At 66.0% G+C, this 14,671-nt stretch carries 11 protein-coding genes; 8 read left to right on the top strand and 3 right to left on the bottom strand.

The window, feature by feature from the left end:
* Window positions 1-66: 66 nt before the first annotated feature.
* The 7 genes from xseA (at window position 67) to zapE (ending at window position 9,850) form a co-directional block, all read left to right on the top strand.
* Window positions 67-1,437, top strand: coding sequence for an exodeoxyribonuclease VII large subunit (gene xseA / locus EIP75_RS05305; RefSeq protein ID WP_233584691.1), 1,371 nt, complete (start codon window positions 67-69; stop codon window positions 1,435-1,437).
* Window positions 1,438-1,542: 105 nt separating this feature from the next.
* Entirely contained in the window at window positions 1,543-2,127 is a 585-nt protein-coding gene (gene sodB / locus EIP75_RS24415; RefSeq protein ID WP_233584690.1) for a superoxide dismutase, read from the top strand.
* Window positions 2,128-2,438: 311 nt separating this feature from the next.
* Window positions 2,439-5,297, top strand: coding sequence for a 2-oxoglutarate dehydrogenase E1 component (locus EIP75_RS05300; protein ID WP_125242180.1), 2,859 nt, complete (start codon window positions 2,439-2,441; stop codon window positions 5,295-5,297).
* A 116-nt stretch (window positions 5,298-5,413) separates the two neighbouring features.
* Window positions 5,414-6,706: a 2-oxoglutarate dehydrogenase complex dihydrolipoyllysine-residue succinyltransferase gene (gene odhB / locus EIP75_RS05295; protein ID WP_125242179.1), complete on the top strand. Its 1,293-nt coding sequence runs from the start codon at window positions 5,414-5,416 to the stop codon at window positions 6,704-6,706.
* Between the two features lie 113 nt (window positions 6,707-6,819).
* Window positions 6,820-7,164: a PspC domain-containing protein gene (locus EIP75_RS05290; RefSeq protein ID WP_125242178.1), complete on the top strand. Its 345-nt coding sequence runs from the start codon at window positions 6,820-6,822 to the stop codon at window positions 7,162-7,164.
* A gap of 42 nt (window positions 7,165-7,206) precedes the next feature.
* Entirely contained in the window at window positions 7,207-8,637 is a 1,431-nt protein-coding gene (gene lpdA / locus EIP75_RS05285; protein WP_125242177.1) for a dihydrolipoyl dehydrogenase, read from the top strand.
* Window positions 8,638-8,737: 100 nt separating this feature from the next.
* The gene (zapE, locus tag EIP75_RS05280) at window positions 8,738-9,850 is read left to right on the top strand and encodes a cell division protein ZapE (protein WP_233584689.1); all 1,113 of its coding nucleotides are present in this window, start codon (window positions 8,738-8,740) and stop codon (window positions 9,848-9,850) included.
* Window positions 9,851-9,868: 18 nt separating this feature from the next.
* Here zapE and EIP75_RS05275 read toward each other — a convergent pair whose 3' ends face one another.
* Window positions 9,869-10,636: a PP2C family protein-serine/threonine phosphatase gene (locus tag EIP75_RS05275; RefSeq protein ID WP_125242176.1), complete on the bottom strand. Its 768-nt coding sequence runs from the start codon at window positions 10,634-10,636 to the stop codon at window positions 9,869-9,871.
* A gap of 117 nt (window positions 10,637-10,753) precedes the next feature.
* Between EIP75_RS05275 and EIP75_RS05270 the strand changes: the two genes are divergently transcribed.
* Window positions 10,754-10,957, top strand: a complete 204-nt coding sequence (locus EIP75_RS05270; RefSeq protein ID WP_125242175.1) for an HP1242/YdcH family protein — start codon at window positions 10,754-10,756, stop codon at window positions 10,955-10,957.
* Window positions 10,958-11,053: 96 nt separating this feature from the next.
* Here the strand turns inward: EIP75_RS05270 and EIP75_RS05265 are convergent, their stop codons facing one another.
* Window positions 11,054-13,645: a [protein-PII] uridylyltransferase gene (locus EIP75_RS05265; protein WP_125242174.1), complete on the bottom strand. Its 2,592-nt coding sequence runs from the start codon at window positions 13,643-13,645 to the stop codon at window positions 11,054-11,056.
* 49 nt (window positions 13,646-13,694) lie between these two features.
* On the bottom strand, window positions 13,695-14,507 hold the full coding sequence (gene map / locus EIP75_RS05260; RefSeq protein WP_125242173.1) for a type I methionyl aminopeptidase: 813 nt from the start codon (window positions 14,505-14,507) through the stop codon (window positions 13,695-13,697).
* Window positions 14,508-14,671: the final 164 nt, after the last annotated feature.

The raw sequence follows: 14,671 nt of genomic DNA, 5'->3' as shown, positions 1-14,671 counted from the left end.
CAGCCCAGCATTGGCGCGGCCTGCAGCCCGGTTGGCCCGGAATGCGGGCTCTTTGCGGGGGCGGCCATGAGTGGCGAGGCCGATGACTGGGGCCTGCTGAAGCCCGCCCCTGCCGCCCGTGTCTGGGGTGTGGCCGCGCTGGTGCAGGCGGTCAGCGACACGCTGGCCGCACGCTACGGCACGGTGGTCGTCAAGGGCGAGATCAGCGGGTTCACGCGTGCCGCCAGCGGCCATGGCTACTTCACGCTGAAGGACGAGTGGGGGCAGGCTGGCTTGCGTTGCGCCATGTTCCGAAGGGCCTTGTCGCAGGTCGATTTCTCGCCGTCCGAAGGGCAACTGGTCGAAGCCCGCGGGCGCCTGTCGGTGTACGAGGCGCGGGGCGAGCTGCAGATGGTGGTCGAAGGGCTGCAGCGTGCGGGCGCCGGCGCCCTGTACGAACAGTTCCTGCGGCTCAAGGCCCGGCTCGAGGCCGAAGGCCTGTTCGACGACAGCCGCAAGCGGCCCATCCCGGCGTGCCCGCGCCGCATCGCGGTGGTGACTTCATTGGCTGCTGCTGCCTTGCGGGATGTGGTCACGGCGTTGCGCCGTCGTGTGCCGCACATCGAGGCCATCGTCGTGCCTTGTGCCGTGCAGGGTGCCGAGGCGCCCGCGCAGATCGTCGATGCACTGGCCCGCGTGGCCTGGCTCGACCGCGAGGGCCGTGCCCGCGGCCCGCAGGGGCAGGGCATCGACACGATCGTGCTGTGCCGCGGCGGCGGCTCGCTCGAAGACCTGTGGTCCTTCAATGACGAGCGCGTGGTGCGCGCGGTGGCCGCGAGCCCGGTGCCCGTGATCTGCGGCGTCGGCCATGAGACCGACATCACCCTGGCCGATCTGGCCGCCGACCTGCGGGCGCCCACGCCCACCGCCGCGGCCGAACTGGTCTCGTGTCCACAGGCCCAGTCGCTCTACGAGCTGGGGGCGCTGGCCGGCCGCATGCGCTGGCGCGTTCGACAGCGGCTCGAGCAACAGGCCCAGGGGATCGACCATCTGGCCTTGCGCCTCGCGCGGCCTGCGCAACTGGTAGGGCGCTACCAGCAGCGCCTGGCATCGCTGCAGGCCCGCCTGGATGGCAGCCTGCGCGAGCGCGTCGCATCGGCGCGACACCAGGTGGCGCCGTGGCCCGCGCGGCTCGACCGGGCCATGGTGCAACGTGTGGCGTGGATGCGTCAGCACCAGGAGCACCTCGGCATGCGCCTGGCGGCCCTCGATCCGCAGCGCGTGCTCGAGCGCGGTTATGCCTGGCTCGGCACCGCTGATGGCGAGCCCGTGACCAGCACGATGCAGGTGGCTGCGGGCCAATCGCTGAGCGTGCAGATGGCCGATGGGCGTCTGGCGGTGGAGGTGCGCGAGGTGGCGCGCGAGGCGGTGAATCGCTCGGATGAAGGCGCCGCCTAAGCCCGGACCCGCGTGTGAGGAATTAGCTCATGCGCTCATGTTCGAAGGGCTCGTGCCTACAATCGGGCCGATCCGTTTTCTTCCCCAACCATCGGAACAAGCACCATGGCACAACACACGCTTCCCCCCCTGCCGTTCGCGCAGGATGCGCTGGCCCCCCACATCTCGAAGGAGACCTTCGAGTACCACTACGGCAAGCACCACCAAGCCTACGTCACGAACCTCAACAACCTGATCCCGGGCACCGAGTTCGAGAACCTGCCCCTGGAAGAGATCATCAAGAAGTCCAGCGGCGGCATCTACAACAACGCCGCCCAGGTCTGGAACCACACCTTCTTCTGGAACTCGCTGACGCCCAATGGCGGCGGCGCGCCAACCGGCAAGCTGGCTGATGCCATCAACGCCAAGTGGGGCAGCTTCGATGCCTTCAAGGAGGCCTTCACCAAGTCGGCCGTGGGCAACTTCGGTTCGGGCTGGACCTGGCTGGTCAAGAAGCCCGATGGCTCGGTCGACATCGTCAACACGGGCGCCGCCGGCACCCCGCTGACCACCGCCGACACCGCGCTGCTGACCATCGATGTGTGGGAACACGCTTACTACATCGACTACCGCAACGCCCGCCCCAAGTTCGTGGAGACCTTCCTGAACAGCCTGGCCAACTGGGACTTCGCCGCGAAGAACTTCGGCTGAGCCCGGCCCGCTGAAAGCCTCAGGGCTTTGCAGATGGAAGCCGGGCACTGCCCGGCTTTTTTCATGACCGCAGGGTGAACATGTCCCTTTCAATGTCGCTGGTCTTTCATGAATTCAACACGTGCCGCATGGCAGGCTGTACGGATCGGTGATACAGTGGCTGCGGTTTTCACGACCCTTCCCGTCGCCCTTGCTGGAGATTCTTCAGAAGTCAGCAAGGCGGGTCGCAATCCGCCAACCGGTCAAGCCGTGTCGCGGAAGGTTTCTCAACCAGCCAATGCCCTGGGGTACCCGGGAGTGAGGTGAGCGAAATGATGCAGCAGTTCAGGTCGAACTCGTACCTGTTCGGGGGCAACGCCCCCTACGTCGAAGAGTTGTATGAGGCCTACCTCGACAACCCCGGTTCGGTGCCAGACAACTGGCGCGCCTACTTCGACGCCCTTCAGAACGTCCCCGCCGCCGATGGCACCGATCACCGCGATGTGGCCCATGCGCCCGTGGTTGAATCGTTCGCCCAGCGTGCCAAGGCCAACGCCTTCATGGTCAAGACCAGCAGCGCTGATCTGGCCGTGGCGCGCAAGCAGGTCCACGTTCAGTCGCTCATCGCCGCTTACCGTTTCCTCGGCTCCCGCTGGGCGGATCTCGATCCGCTCAAGCGCCAGGAGCGCCCCAAGATTCCCCAGCTCGAGCCCACGTTCTACGACCTGACCGAGTCCGACATGGACATCACGTTCAGTGCGACGAACACGTACTTCACGAAGGCCGAGCAGATGACCCTGCGCGAGATCGTGCAGGCCCTGCGTGAAACGTACTGCGGCAGCATCGGCGCCGAGTACATGCACATCACCGACCCCGACGAAAAGAAATGGTGGCAGGAGAAGCTCGAGAGCATCCGCTCCAAGCCCACGTTCAGCGTCGAGAAGAAGACCGCCATCCTCGAGCGCCTCACGGCCGCGGAAGGCCTCGAGCGCTTCCTGCACACCAAGTACGTCGGCCAGAAGCGCTTCTCGCTCGAAGGCGGCGAAAGCTTCATCGCCTCGATGGATGAGCTCATCCAGCGTGGTGGCGAAAAGGGCGTGCAGGAGATCGTGATCGGCATGGCCCACCGTGGCCGCCTGAACGTGCTGGTCAACACCCTGGGCAAGGAGCCGAAGGACCTGTTCCAGGAGTTCGAGCACACCGCGCCCGAGAACCTGCCCTCCGGCGACGTGAAGTACCACCAGGGCTTCTCGAGCGACGTGACCACCGACGGCGGCCCCGTCCACCTGTCGCTGTCGTTCAACCCCTCGCACCTCGAGATCGTCAACCCGGTGATCGAAGGCTCGGTCAAGGCCCGCCTGGATCGCCGTGGCGACAAGGAAGGCGACCAGGTCCTGCCTGTGCAGGTGCACGGCGATGCCGCCTTCGCCGGCCAGGGCGTCGTGATGGAGACGCTGGCCCTGGCCCAGACCCGTGGTTACTACACGGGCGGTACGGTCCACATCGTCATCAACAACCAGATCGGCTTCACCACCTCCGATCCGCGCGACAGCCGCTCGACGCTGTACTGCACGGACGTGGTCAAGATGATCGAAGCGCCGGTGCTGCACGTCAACGGCGACGACGCCGAAGCCGTGGTGCTGTGCACGCAACTCGCGCTGGACTACCGCCAGGAGTTCAACAAGGACGTCGTCGTCGACATCGTCTGCTTCCGCAAGCTGGGCCACAACGAGCAGGACACGCCGTCCATGACCCAGCCGCTGATGTACAAGAAGATCGCGGCCCACCCCGGCACCCGCAAGGTGTACGCCGACCGCCTGGTGGCGGGCGGCACGCTGGCAGCGGAAGTGCCTGACCAGATGGTCAAGGACTACCGCGCCGCGATGGAAGCCGGCAAGCACACGGTCGATCCGGTGCTGACCAACTACAAGAGCAAGTACGCCGTCGACTGGACGCCCTACCTGGGCAAGAAGTGGACCGACAGCGCCGACACCGCGCTGCCGCTGGCCGAGTTCCGCCGTCTGGCCGAGCGCATCACGACCATCCCGCAGGATTTCAAGCCTCACCCGCTGGTGCAGAAGGTCGTCGATGACCGCGCCGCCATGGGCCGCGGCGACGTCAATGTCGACTGGGGCATGGGCGAGCACATGGCGTTCGCCTCGCTGGTGGCCTCGGGCTACCCGGTGCGTCTGTCCGGTGAAGACTGCGGCCGCGGCACCTTCACCCACCGCCATGCGGTGCTGCACGATCAGAACCGCGAGAAGTGGGACACCGGTACCTACATCCCGCTGCAGCACGTGGCCGACAACCAGGCACCGTTCGTCGTCATCGACTCCATCCTGTCGGAAGAGGCGGTGCTGGGCTTCGAATATGGCTATGCCAGCGCCGACCCCAACACCCTGGTGATCTGGGAAGCGCAGTTCGGCGACTTCGTCAACGGCGCCCAGGTGGTGATCGACCAGTTCATCGCTTCGGGCGAGGTGAAGTGGGGCCGCTCCAACGGCCTGACGCTGATGCTGCCGCACGGCTACGAAGGCCAGGGCCCCGAGCACAGCTCGGCCCGTCTGGAGCGCTTCATGCAGCTGGCCGCCGACAACAACATGCAGATCGTGCAGCCGACCTCGGCCAGCCAGATCTTCCATGTGCTGCGTCGCCAGATGGTGCGCATGTTCCGCAAGCCGCTGGTCATCATGACCCCCAAGTCGCTGCTGCGCAACAAGGACGCCACCTCGCCACTGAGCGAGTTCACGCGCGGTGAGTTCCGCACCGTGATCTCCGAGGTCGACGAGACCATCGACGCCTCCAAGGTGAAGCGCCTGGTGTGCTGCTCGGGCAAGGTCTACTACGACCTGGTCAAGAAGCGCGCCGAGAAGAAGGCCTTCGACACGGCCATCATCCGTGTGGAGCAGCTCTATCCGTTCCCGCACAAGGCGTTCTCGGCCGAGATCAAGAAGTACCCGAACCTGAGCGAGATGGTGTGGTGCCAGGACGAGCCCCAGAACCAGGGCGCCTGGTTCTTCGTGCAGCACTACATCCACGAGAACATGGCCGATGGCCAGAAGCTGGGCTACGCGGGGCGTCCCGCCTCTGCCTCGCCGGCCGTGGGTTACGCGCACTTGCACCAGGAGCAGCAGAAAGCCCTGCTGGACCAGGCGTTCGCCAAGCTCAAGGGCTTCGTCCTCACCAAATAACAGGTTTTGGCGATCACCGTGTGACGCCATCACCTGTCGGTCTGTGCCCGGCTCCATGACGAGCCGCCAGACCGGGTGAGGCGAGGCACGCGGAGGTCTCCCCCGGAGAACACATCATGGCAATCATCGAAGTCAAAGTCCCCCAGCTGTCCGAGTCCGTGGCGGAAGCCACCTTGCTGCAGTGGAAGAAGCGTCCCGGCGAAGCCGTGGCCGCCGATGAAATCATCATCGAGATCGAAACCGACAAGGTCGTGCTGGAGGTGCCCGCACCGGCCGCTGGCGTGATGGCCCAGCTCATCAAGAACGACGGCGACACCGTCGGCAGCGACGAAGTCATCGCCCGCATCGACACCGAAGGCCAGGAAGCTGTCAGCCCGCTGCCGGTCAAGGCCATCGAGGCCCCGACGCCCGCGCCAGCCGCCGCACCCGCACCCGCAGCGGCACCGGCCACCGGTGGCAGCAAGAGCGACGTCGCCATGCCGGCCGCCGCCAAGCTGCTGGCCGACAACAACCTGGGCACGGCCCAGGTGAGCGGCACCGGCAAGGACGGCCGCATCACCAAGGGTGACGTGCTGGCCACGCTGTCGTCTGGTGGCGCTGCGAAGCCGGCCGCTGCTGCAGCACCGGCCGCAGCCGCCATCCCCACCGGCGTGCCGACCACGTCGCTGCCTTCCGTGCAGGCCCCGCTGGGCGCGGCCAACCTGGCCGACCGCCCGGAGCAGCGCGTGCCCATGAGCCGCCTGCGCGCCCGCATCGCCGAGCGCCTGCTGCAATCGCAAGCGACCAACGCCATCCTGACCACGTTCAATGAAGTGAACATGGCCCCGGTGATGGAGATGCGCAAGAAGTTCCAGGAGAAGTTCGAGAAGGAGCACGGCGTCAAGCTGGGCTTCATGAGCTTCTTCGTGAAGGCGGCGGTGCATGCGCTCAAGAAGTTCCCGGTGATCAATGCCTCGATCGATGGCAACGACATCGTCTACCACGGCTACTTCGACATCGGCGTGGCCGTGGGCTCGCCCCGTGGCCTGGTGGTGCCGGTGCTGCGCAACGTGGACCAGATGACCTTCGCCGAGATCGAGAAGAAGATCGCCGAGTTCGGCGTGAAGGCCCGTGACGGCAAGCTGGGCCTCGAAGAGATGACCGGCGGCACCTTCTCCATCTCCAATGGCGGCGTGTTCGGCTCGATGCTGTCCACCCCGATCATCAACCCGCCTCAATCGGCCATCCTGGGCGTGCACGCCACCAAGGACCGCGCCGTGGTCGAGAACGGGCAGATCGTGATCCGCCCGATCAACTACCTGGCCATGTCCTACGACCACCGCATCATCGACGGCCGCGAAGCCGTGCTGGGCTTGGTCGCCATGAAGGAAGCGCTGGAAGACCCGGCCCGCCTGCTGTTCGACATCTGATCGGACCGCCGTACCTGTTGACCCCCGTTTGCACTGTTTTGCGGCCGGGCGGGCCTCACAAGGGCCTGCTCGGACCTGCAAAGCGGCTGCAAGCCTTTTTCTAGGAGTACGCCATGTCTCTTGCCGATGAACTCGAACGCCTGGCCGCGCTGCAAGAGCGCGGCGTGCTGAGCGCTGAAGAGTTCCAGCAGGCCAAGGCGCGCTTGATCGCCACAGCCCAGGCGCCGCACAGTGCGGCGCCCGGCGCGGTTCCGGAGCACGTGGGAGCTGCCGTGCAGCGCCTGCGCCGCTCCACGGAAGACCGCTGGCTGGGTGGCATCTGCGGCGGCATCGCGCGGCTCACGGGCATCGAGTCCTGGGTCTGGCGCCTGGCCTTCACGCTGCTGTTCCTGTTCTGGGGCGCGGGCCTCCTGATTTACGTTCTGCTGTGGATCTTCGTGCCTGAAGACGGCCAATGAGCACGCTGCTGAAGCCACGCCACCAACACTGACGCACACACCATGTCCAACCAACAATTCGACGTCATCGTCATTGGCGCGGGCCCCGGCGGCTACATCGCCGCCATCCGCGCCGCGCAACTGGGCTTCAAGGTCGCCTGCATCGACGAATGGAAGAACAGCAAGGGCGGCCCGGCCCCCGGCGGCACCTGCACCAACGTCGGCTGCATCCCGTCGAAGGCGCTGCTGCAATCGTCGGAGCATTACGACCACGCCAGCCACCACTTTGCCGAGCACGGCATCGGTGTGCAGGGTCTGAGCCTGGACATCGCCAAGATGATCGGCCGCAAGGACACGGTGGTCAAACAGAACAACGACGGCATCCTGTTTTTGTTCAAGAAGAACAAGGTGACCTTCTTCCACGGCCGTGGCGCGTTCACCAAGGCGGCCGATGGCGGTTACGAGATCGACGTGACTGGCGACAAGCCCGCCACGCTGGTCGGCAAGCACATCATCATCGCCACGGGCTCGAATGCCCGCGCGCTGCCCGGTGCGCCCTTTGATGAAAAGCAGATCCTGTCCAACGACGGCGCGCTGGCGATCGGCGAAGTGCCCAAGAAGCTGGGCGTGATCGGCTCGGGCGTGATCGGCCTGGAGATGGGCTCTGTGTGGCGCCGCCTGGGTGCCGAAGTCACCATCCTCGAAGCGCTGCCGACCTTCCTGGCCGCGGTGGACGAGCAGGTGGCCAAGGAAGCTCAGAAGGTGCTGACCAAGCAGGGCCTGAAGCTCCAGCTGGGCGTGAAGATCAGCGAGGTCAAGGCCGGCAAGAAGGGCGTGACCGTGAGCTACGCCGATGCGGCGGGCGCCGAGCAGAAGCTCGAGGTCGACAAGCTGATCATCTCGATCGGCCGGACGGCCAACACCAACGGCCTGAACGCCGAGGCCGTGGGCCTCAAGCTCGATGAACGCGGCGCCATCGTGGTGGACGACGACTGCAAGACCAACCTGTCCAATGTGTGGGCGATTGGCGATGTGGTGCGCGGCCCCATGCTGGCACACAAGGCAGAAGAAGAGGGTGTGGCGGTGGCCGAGCGCATCGCAGGCCAGCATGGCCACGTCAACTTCAACACGATTCCCTGGGTGATCTACACCAGCCCGGAGATCGCCTGGGTCGGCAAAACCGAGCAGGCGTTGAAAGCGGAGGGCCGGCCCTACAAGGCCGGTTCCTTCCCCTTCATTGCCAACGGGCGCGCACGTGCCCTGGGCGATACCACCGGCTTCGTGAAGTTCATCGCCGACGAAAAGACGGACGAGATCCTGGGGGTGCACATCATCGGCCCGATGGCCAGCGAGCTGATCTCCGAGGCCGTTGTGGCCATGGAGTTCAAGGCCAGCGCCGAAGACATCGCCCGCATCTGCCACGCCCACCCCAGCCTGAGCGAGGCCACCAAGGAAGCCGCGCTCGCGGTCGACAAGCGCACCTTAAACTTCTGATCTTCTCGCCCCGTGCTGGGCGAGCATCGCAAGGGGCGGCCTGGCTGCCCCTTTCTTTTGTGCCCTGCGTGCCGCGCCAGCCTTGACTGCCTGAACCTTCATGCCCGCCTACGACATCTCCGTCACCGAGCTCTACAAGAACAGCCTCGCGGAGCGTGGCTACAAGGCGGATGAGGCCCAGCTCAAGGGCATCGCGGCCCTGCAGCGCTGCCAGGACGAGTGGGCCGGCTACAAGGCTCAGCGCTCGAATGCGCTGACCAAGATGCTGCGCTACCCGCCCTTGCCCAAGGGCGTGTACATGTACGGCGGGGTGGGGCGCGGCAAGAGCTTCATCATGGAGTGCTTCTTCCAGGCCGTGCCGCTGGAGCGCAAGACACGCCTGCACTTCCACGAGTTCATGCGCGAGGTGCACCGCCAGCTGCATGAGCTCAAGGGCGTGGCCGATCCCCTGGAGGTGCTGGCCAAGCGCATGGCACGCCGGCACCGTCTGATCTGCTTCGACGAGTTCCACGTGGCCGACGTGACGGACGCGATGATCCTGCACCGCCTGCTGGACGCGATGTTCCGCCACCGCATGAGCATCGTCACCACCTCGAACTTCCACCCGGACGGGCTGTACCCCAACGGCCTGCACCGTGACCGCATCCTGCCGGCCATCGAGCTGCTCAAGAGCCACCTGGAGGTGGTCAACGTGGACAGTGGCACCGACTACCGCCGCCGCACGCTGGAGCTGGCCAACCTGTACCTGACGCCACTGGACGAGCACGCGCAGGCACGCATGACCGAGGTGTTCGACAAGCTGGCCGAAACCGCCGACCAGGATCCGTCCCTGAACATCGAGCACCGCGTGCTCAAGGCCCAGCGCCGTGCCGGCGGCGTGGTGTGGTTCGACTTCAACACCCTGTGTGGCGGCCCGCGCTCGCAGAACGACTACCTGGAGCTGGCCTCGCAGTTCCACACCATCCTGCTGAGCAATGTGCCGCAGATGCCGGTGCGCCTGGCCTCGGAGGCGCGGCGCTTCACCTGGCTGGTGGACGTGCTGTACGACCGGCGCTGCAAGCTGGTGATCTCGGCGGCGGTGCCACCCGAGCAGTTGTACCTGGAAGGCCCGCTGGCGCACGAGTTCCCGCGCACGGTCTCGCGCCTGAACGAGATGCAGTCCAAGGAATACCTGAGCGAAGAGCGCCGGGTGGTGGACACCTCGCTGACCTGAGCGAGCCAGCGAGATGGATCAGGCCGCGGCTTCGACCCGCACCAGCGCGACCGACAGGTTGTCGCCGCCACCCCGGGCACGGTGCCGTGCCTTGCTGACCAGCATTTCCGCGGCCTCGCGCGGCGGCAGGGTCTGCACGATGGCGCCCAGCTCGCGCGGGGTGAAGTAGTGCCACATCCCGTCGCTGCAGGCCATGAGCGTGTCGCCGATCTGCAGCTGGTCGATGTGGTGGCTGGCCAGCGGTGGATCGGCCTGGGTGCCGAGACAGCCCGTCAGCAGGTTGGACTGCGGGTGGGTGTTGGCCTCTTCCTCGGTGAGCTGGCCCTCGTTGATCAGGCGCTGGACGAAGGAATGATCCTGTGTGCGGAACACCACGTCCGAATCACGGAAGTGGTAGACCCGCGAATCGCCGGCATGCACCGTGGTGGCGCTGCGGTCGGGGTTCACGATGAAGGCGGCCAGCGTGCTGTGCGGCTCTTCCTCGAAGGCGATGGCCGTCAGCTTGATCATCAGGTGGGCCTCTTGCACCAACTGCTGCAGCAGGGACACCGAATCATCCTTGGCCGGGACGTAGCGCTCGAAAATCTGGCGAGCGGTGAGGATGACCTGATCGGCCGCCTTGCGGCCGCCGCTCTTGCCGCCCATGCCGTCGGCCACCACCCCCATGAGGCATCCGGAGACGCGGGGGTGGGGAAGAATTTCAACCTGATCTTGTTGATACAGCCGATCGCCCCGGTGCAGGCCGGTGGCCGCCACAAGACGATAGCTGGAAGCTGGGGTGCTCATGGGGAAAACTATAATGCGGTTTGGCCTTCTCTTTGCCGGCGGAGGGAGGCTGTATCCCCCTAGAGTGAGTCCCTCTGGTGGCTTCGATGGCCCTCTGGTGGTCTTTTGGCACCTCTGATGCAAGAAAACCTGCATTCTCCCCAACGTCTCCTGATCGAATTGCGCATCGAGCACGCCGATCTCAACAGCCTGATCGACCGGGCCGGTCAGCAGTTGCCGATCGACGAATTGGCCTTGCGGCGCCTCAAGAAACGGCGTTTGATGCTGCGTGACCAGATCGCCCAGCTGGAGATGATGCTCGATCCGAAAGAGCCGGCCTGAGGGCTTCTGGCATCGCCTTCTTCGGCACCTGGTGTGTCCGAAAAGTAAAGAATGCTTCCCGGATGGCTGAAAACCCTGTGTCGTTGTAATGAAGCGTCAGGCGGCCAGGGCTTCGAGCAATTCGGTTTCGAGCGCCAGCTGAACACGGTCCTGCCGCAAGGTGGGGCCGGTCAGCAAAAAGGTGTCTTCCACCCGCTCGCCCAGCGTGTCGATCTTGGCCAACTGCAGGCTGACCTGATGACGGGCCAGCACGCGCGCGATGCCGTAGAGCAACCCCGAGCGGTCGCTGGCCGACACCGACAGCAGCCAGCGCTGGCCGCGTTCATCGGGCCGCAGGCTGACGCGTGGCCGGATGGGGAAGGACTTGACCCGGCGCGACATGCGGCCCTTGATGGGCTCGTGCAGCGGCGCCTCTGAGGCCAGTGCTTCTGCCAGCTGGGTCTCGACCAGCGCGATCAGATCGCGGTAGTGCACGCCTTCGTGCCGCGCATTGGGGCCGGCGATGATCTGGAAGGTGTCGAGCGCATAACCGATGTTGGTGGTGTGCACGCGCGCGTCCTGGATGTTGAAGCCGGCGCGGTCGAAGTAGCCGCAGATGCGCGCGAACAGGTCGGCCTTGTCGGGCGAGTACACCAGCACCTGTAGGCCTTCGCCGACCGAGGACAGGCGTGCGCGCACCAGCGGCTGCGGCGTGTTCTCGTAGCGGGAGATGGAGCGTGCGTGCCAGGCGATGTCGGCCGGATCATGGCGCGCGAAGTAGCCCACGTCCAGCGTCTTCCACAGGGCCACCTCGATGCCATCGGGCAGCGAGCGCAGCGCCAGCGACCGACGGGCCTGCTGCTTGCGTGATTCGATCTCGGCGTCCATGTGCGGCCGTGCACCGCCCAGCGCGCGCAGCGTAAGCTTGTAGAGATCCTCCAGCAGCTTGCCTTTCCAGGCGTTCCAGACCTTGGGGCTGGTGCCGCGGATGTCGGCCACGGTGAGCAGGTACAGCGCGGTGAGCGTGCGCTCGTTGCCCACGCGGCGCGCGAAGGCCTGGATCACGTCGGGATCGGACAGATCCTCCTTCTGGGCCACGCGCGACATGGTCAGGTGCTCGGCCACCAGGTATTCGATCAGTTTGGCGTCATCGCCCGTGATGCCGTGGTCCTTGCAGAAGCGGCGCACTTCAACGGCGCCCAGCTCGGAGTGGTCGCCCCCGCGGCCCTTGGCCACGTCGTGGAACAGGGCGGCCACGTAGAGCAGCCAGGGCTTGTCCCACTCCGAGGCGAGCTGGGTGCAGAAGGGGTACTCGTGCGCGTGCTCGGGGATGAAGTAGCGGCGCACGTTGCGCACCACCATCAGGATGTGCTGATCCACCGTGTAGACGTGGAACAGGTCGTGCTGCATCTGGCCGACGATGCGGCGGAACACCCACAGGTAGCGGCCCAGCACGCTGGTCTGGTTCATCAGGCGCAGCACGCGGGTCTGGCCGTGCCGCTCCTTGAGGATGTCCATGAACGCGGCGTGATTGACCGGGTCATTGCGGAAGGCCGCATCCATCAGGCCGCGCGCGTTGTACAGGGCGCGCAGGGTGCGGGCCGACAGGCCCTTGACGGTGTCCTCGCGCTGCAGGACCAGGAAGGTGCGCAGGATGGCGTGGCGGTCGTTCTTGTAGACGTCGTCGCTGGCCACTTCGAGCAGGCCGCCGCGGTCGAGGAACTGCTCATCGATGGGACGCATGGGCGCATCCTGTGAGCCGTTGACGCGCTCCTCGATGTTGAGCATCAGGATCTGGTTGAGCTGCGTGACCGCCTTGGCCGCCCAGTAGTAGCGGCGCATCAGCACCTCGCTGGCGCGCAGGGCCGGCGTGTTCTGGTAGCCGAAGCTCTCGGCCACGGAGCTCTGCAGGTCGAACACCAGGCGGTCTTCGCGGCGGCCGGCGATCACGTGCAGCCGTGCCCGGATCAGTTTGAGCAGGCCTTCGTTGGCCTGCAGCTGGCGGGCCTCGAAGGCGGTGAGCAGGCCGTTGCGGGCCAGCGCCTGCCAGGTGCTGCCCAGCCCGGCGGCACGCGCCAGCCAGATCACCACCTGCAGGTCGCGCAGGCCGCCCGGGCTTTCCTTGCAGTTGGGCTCGAGCGCATAGGGTGTGTTCTCGTGCTTGTTGTGGCGCTGGCGCATCTCCAGCGTCTTGGCACGCACGAACGCGGCCACGTCCAGCTGGGCGGTCGTGGCCTTGGTCAGTTCACTGAAACGCGGGCGAGCGCCGCACAGCAGGCGGGCCTCCAGCAGGGCGGTCTGCACGGTGATGTCGCGGCCGGCTTCTTCCACGCATTCGTCCACGGTGCGCACGGACGAACCGATCTCCAGGCCGATGTCCCAGCAGGCGCTGATGAAGGTCTCGACCGCGGGGGTGATGCTGTCGTCTCCGGTGACGGAAGGCGACACGGGCATCAGCAGCAGCACGTCGATGTCGGAGTGCGGGAACAACTCGCCCCGGCCATAGCCCCCGACGGCCACCAGCGCAGCGCCCTTGGGCATGCCGCTGCCATCCCACAACTGGCCCAGGGTGCGGTCCACCAGGCGGGCCATGTGCGCGAGCAGATACCGGGCCGACGACGTGGTGGGCCGGCTCTCTGTGAACTGACGCAGCAGCTCGGCCTTGTCCGTTTTGAACTGCGATCGGATGGCGGCGATGTCCAGGGGCATGGCGTGGGCGCTGTACTGCGGGCGGGCGCGAGGCCTCGGGGCTGGTGGGTCAGGTCTTGGTGGCCGTGACGAAGTCAGGCAGCGGCGGGCTGCCGTCGGACAGGGTCAGCACCTCGTAGCCGGTTTCGGTGACCAGCACGGTGTGCTCCCATTGTGCGGACAGGGAGCGGTCCTTCGTGACGATGGTCCAGCCGTCGCCCAGGGCCTTGATGTCCTTCTTGCCGGCGTTGACCATGGGCTCGATCGTGAAGATCATGCCGGGCTTGAGTTCTTCCATGGTGCCCGGGCGGCCGTAGTGCAGCACCTGGGGCTCTTCATGGAACTTCTGGCCGATGCCGTGGCCGCAGAACTCGCGCACCACCGAAAAGCCCTGGTTCTCGACGAAGGTCTGGATGGCATGGCCGATGTCGCCCAGCCGGACGCCAGGCTTGACCTTGACGATGCCTTTCCACATGGCGTCGTAAGTGAGGGAGCACAGGCGCTTGGCCGCGATGGAGCCTTCGCCCACCACGAACATGCGGCTGGTGTCGCCGTGCCAGCCCTCCTTGATGACGGTGATGTCCAGGTTGACGATGTCGCCGCTCTTGAGGGCCCGGTCGTTGGGGATGCCGTGGCAGATCTGGTGGTTGACCGAGGCACAGATGGACTTGGGATAGGGCGTGTGGCCACCTGGCGCGTAGTTCAGGGGCGCAGGGATGGTGCCCTGCACCTGCACCATGTAGTCGTGGGCCAGCTTGTCCAGGGCCTCGGTGGTGACGCCGGGCACAACGTGGGGCGTCAGGTAGTCCAGCACCTCGGAGGCGAGGCGTCCGGCGATGCGCATGGCGTCGAGTTCGGCGCCTGTTTTGATCGTGATGCTCATGGGGGCATGATTATCCGGGTTTCGGGGGGCTCTTGCCGGGGGCTTGGGGGCTGTTTCCGGTCGGATTTCCAGGTGACCGGGAGGCTTTGTCCGCCATCGCCCGCACACGCGGGGGCCGGACAGCCACTTTCCGGCGCCCGAGCCCGGTAAAATCCCGCTTTTCC

It is taken from the genome of Aquabacterium soli (assembly GCF_003933735.1).
Classification (GTDB): domain Bacteria; phylum Pseudomonadota; class Gammaproteobacteria; order Burkholderiales; family Burkholderiaceae_C; genus Aquabacterium; species Aquabacterium soli.
This window is presented reverse-complemented; position numbering and strand designations above follow the sequence as displayed.

What these genes read in the sequence shown, in the direction of transcription:
- xseA (WP_233584691.1), top strand. Translation starts at nt 67, where the DNA reads ATGAGTGGCGAGGCCGATGACTGGGGCCTGCTGAAGCCCGCCCCTGCC.
- sodB (WP_233584690.1), top strand. Translation starts at nt 1,543, where the DNA reads ATGGCACAACACACGCTTCCCCCCCTGCCGTTCGCGCAGGATGCGCTG.
- EIP75_RS05300 (WP_125242180.1), top strand. Translation starts at nt 2,439, where the DNA reads ATGATGCAGCAGTTCAGGTCGAACTCGTACCTGTTCGGGGGCAACGCC.
- odhB (WP_125242179.1), top strand. Translation starts at nt 5,414, where the DNA reads ATGGCAATCATCGAAGTCAAAGTCCCCCAGCTGTCCGAGTCCGTGGCG.
- EIP75_RS05290 (WP_125242178.1), top strand. Translation starts at nt 6,820, where the DNA reads ATGTCTCTTGCCGATGAACTCGAACGCCTGGCCGCGCTGCAAGAGCGC.
- lpdA (WP_125242177.1), top strand. Translation starts at nt 7,207, where the DNA reads ATGTCCAACCAACAATTCGACGTCATCGTCATTGGCGCGGGCCCCGGC.
- zapE (WP_233584689.1), top strand. Translation starts at nt 8,738, where the DNA reads ATGCCCGCCTACGACATCTCCGTCACCGAGCTCTACAAGAACAGCCTC.
- EIP75_RS05275 (WP_125242176.1), bottom strand. Translation starts at nt 10,636, where the DNA reads ATGAGCACCCCAGCTTCCAGCTATCGTCTTGTGGCGGCCACCGGCCTG.
- EIP75_RS05270 (WP_125242175.1), top strand. Translation starts at nt 10,754, where the DNA reads ATGCAAGAAAACCTGCATTCTCCCCAACGTCTCCTGATCGAATTGCGC.
- EIP75_RS05265 (WP_125242174.1), bottom strand. Translation starts at nt 13,645, where the DNA reads ATGCCCCTGGACATCGCCGCCATCCGATCGCAGTTCAAAACGGACAAG.
- map (WP_125242173.1), bottom strand. Translation starts at nt 14,507, where the DNA reads ATGAGCATCACGATCAAAACAGGCGCCGAACTCGACGCCATGCGCATC.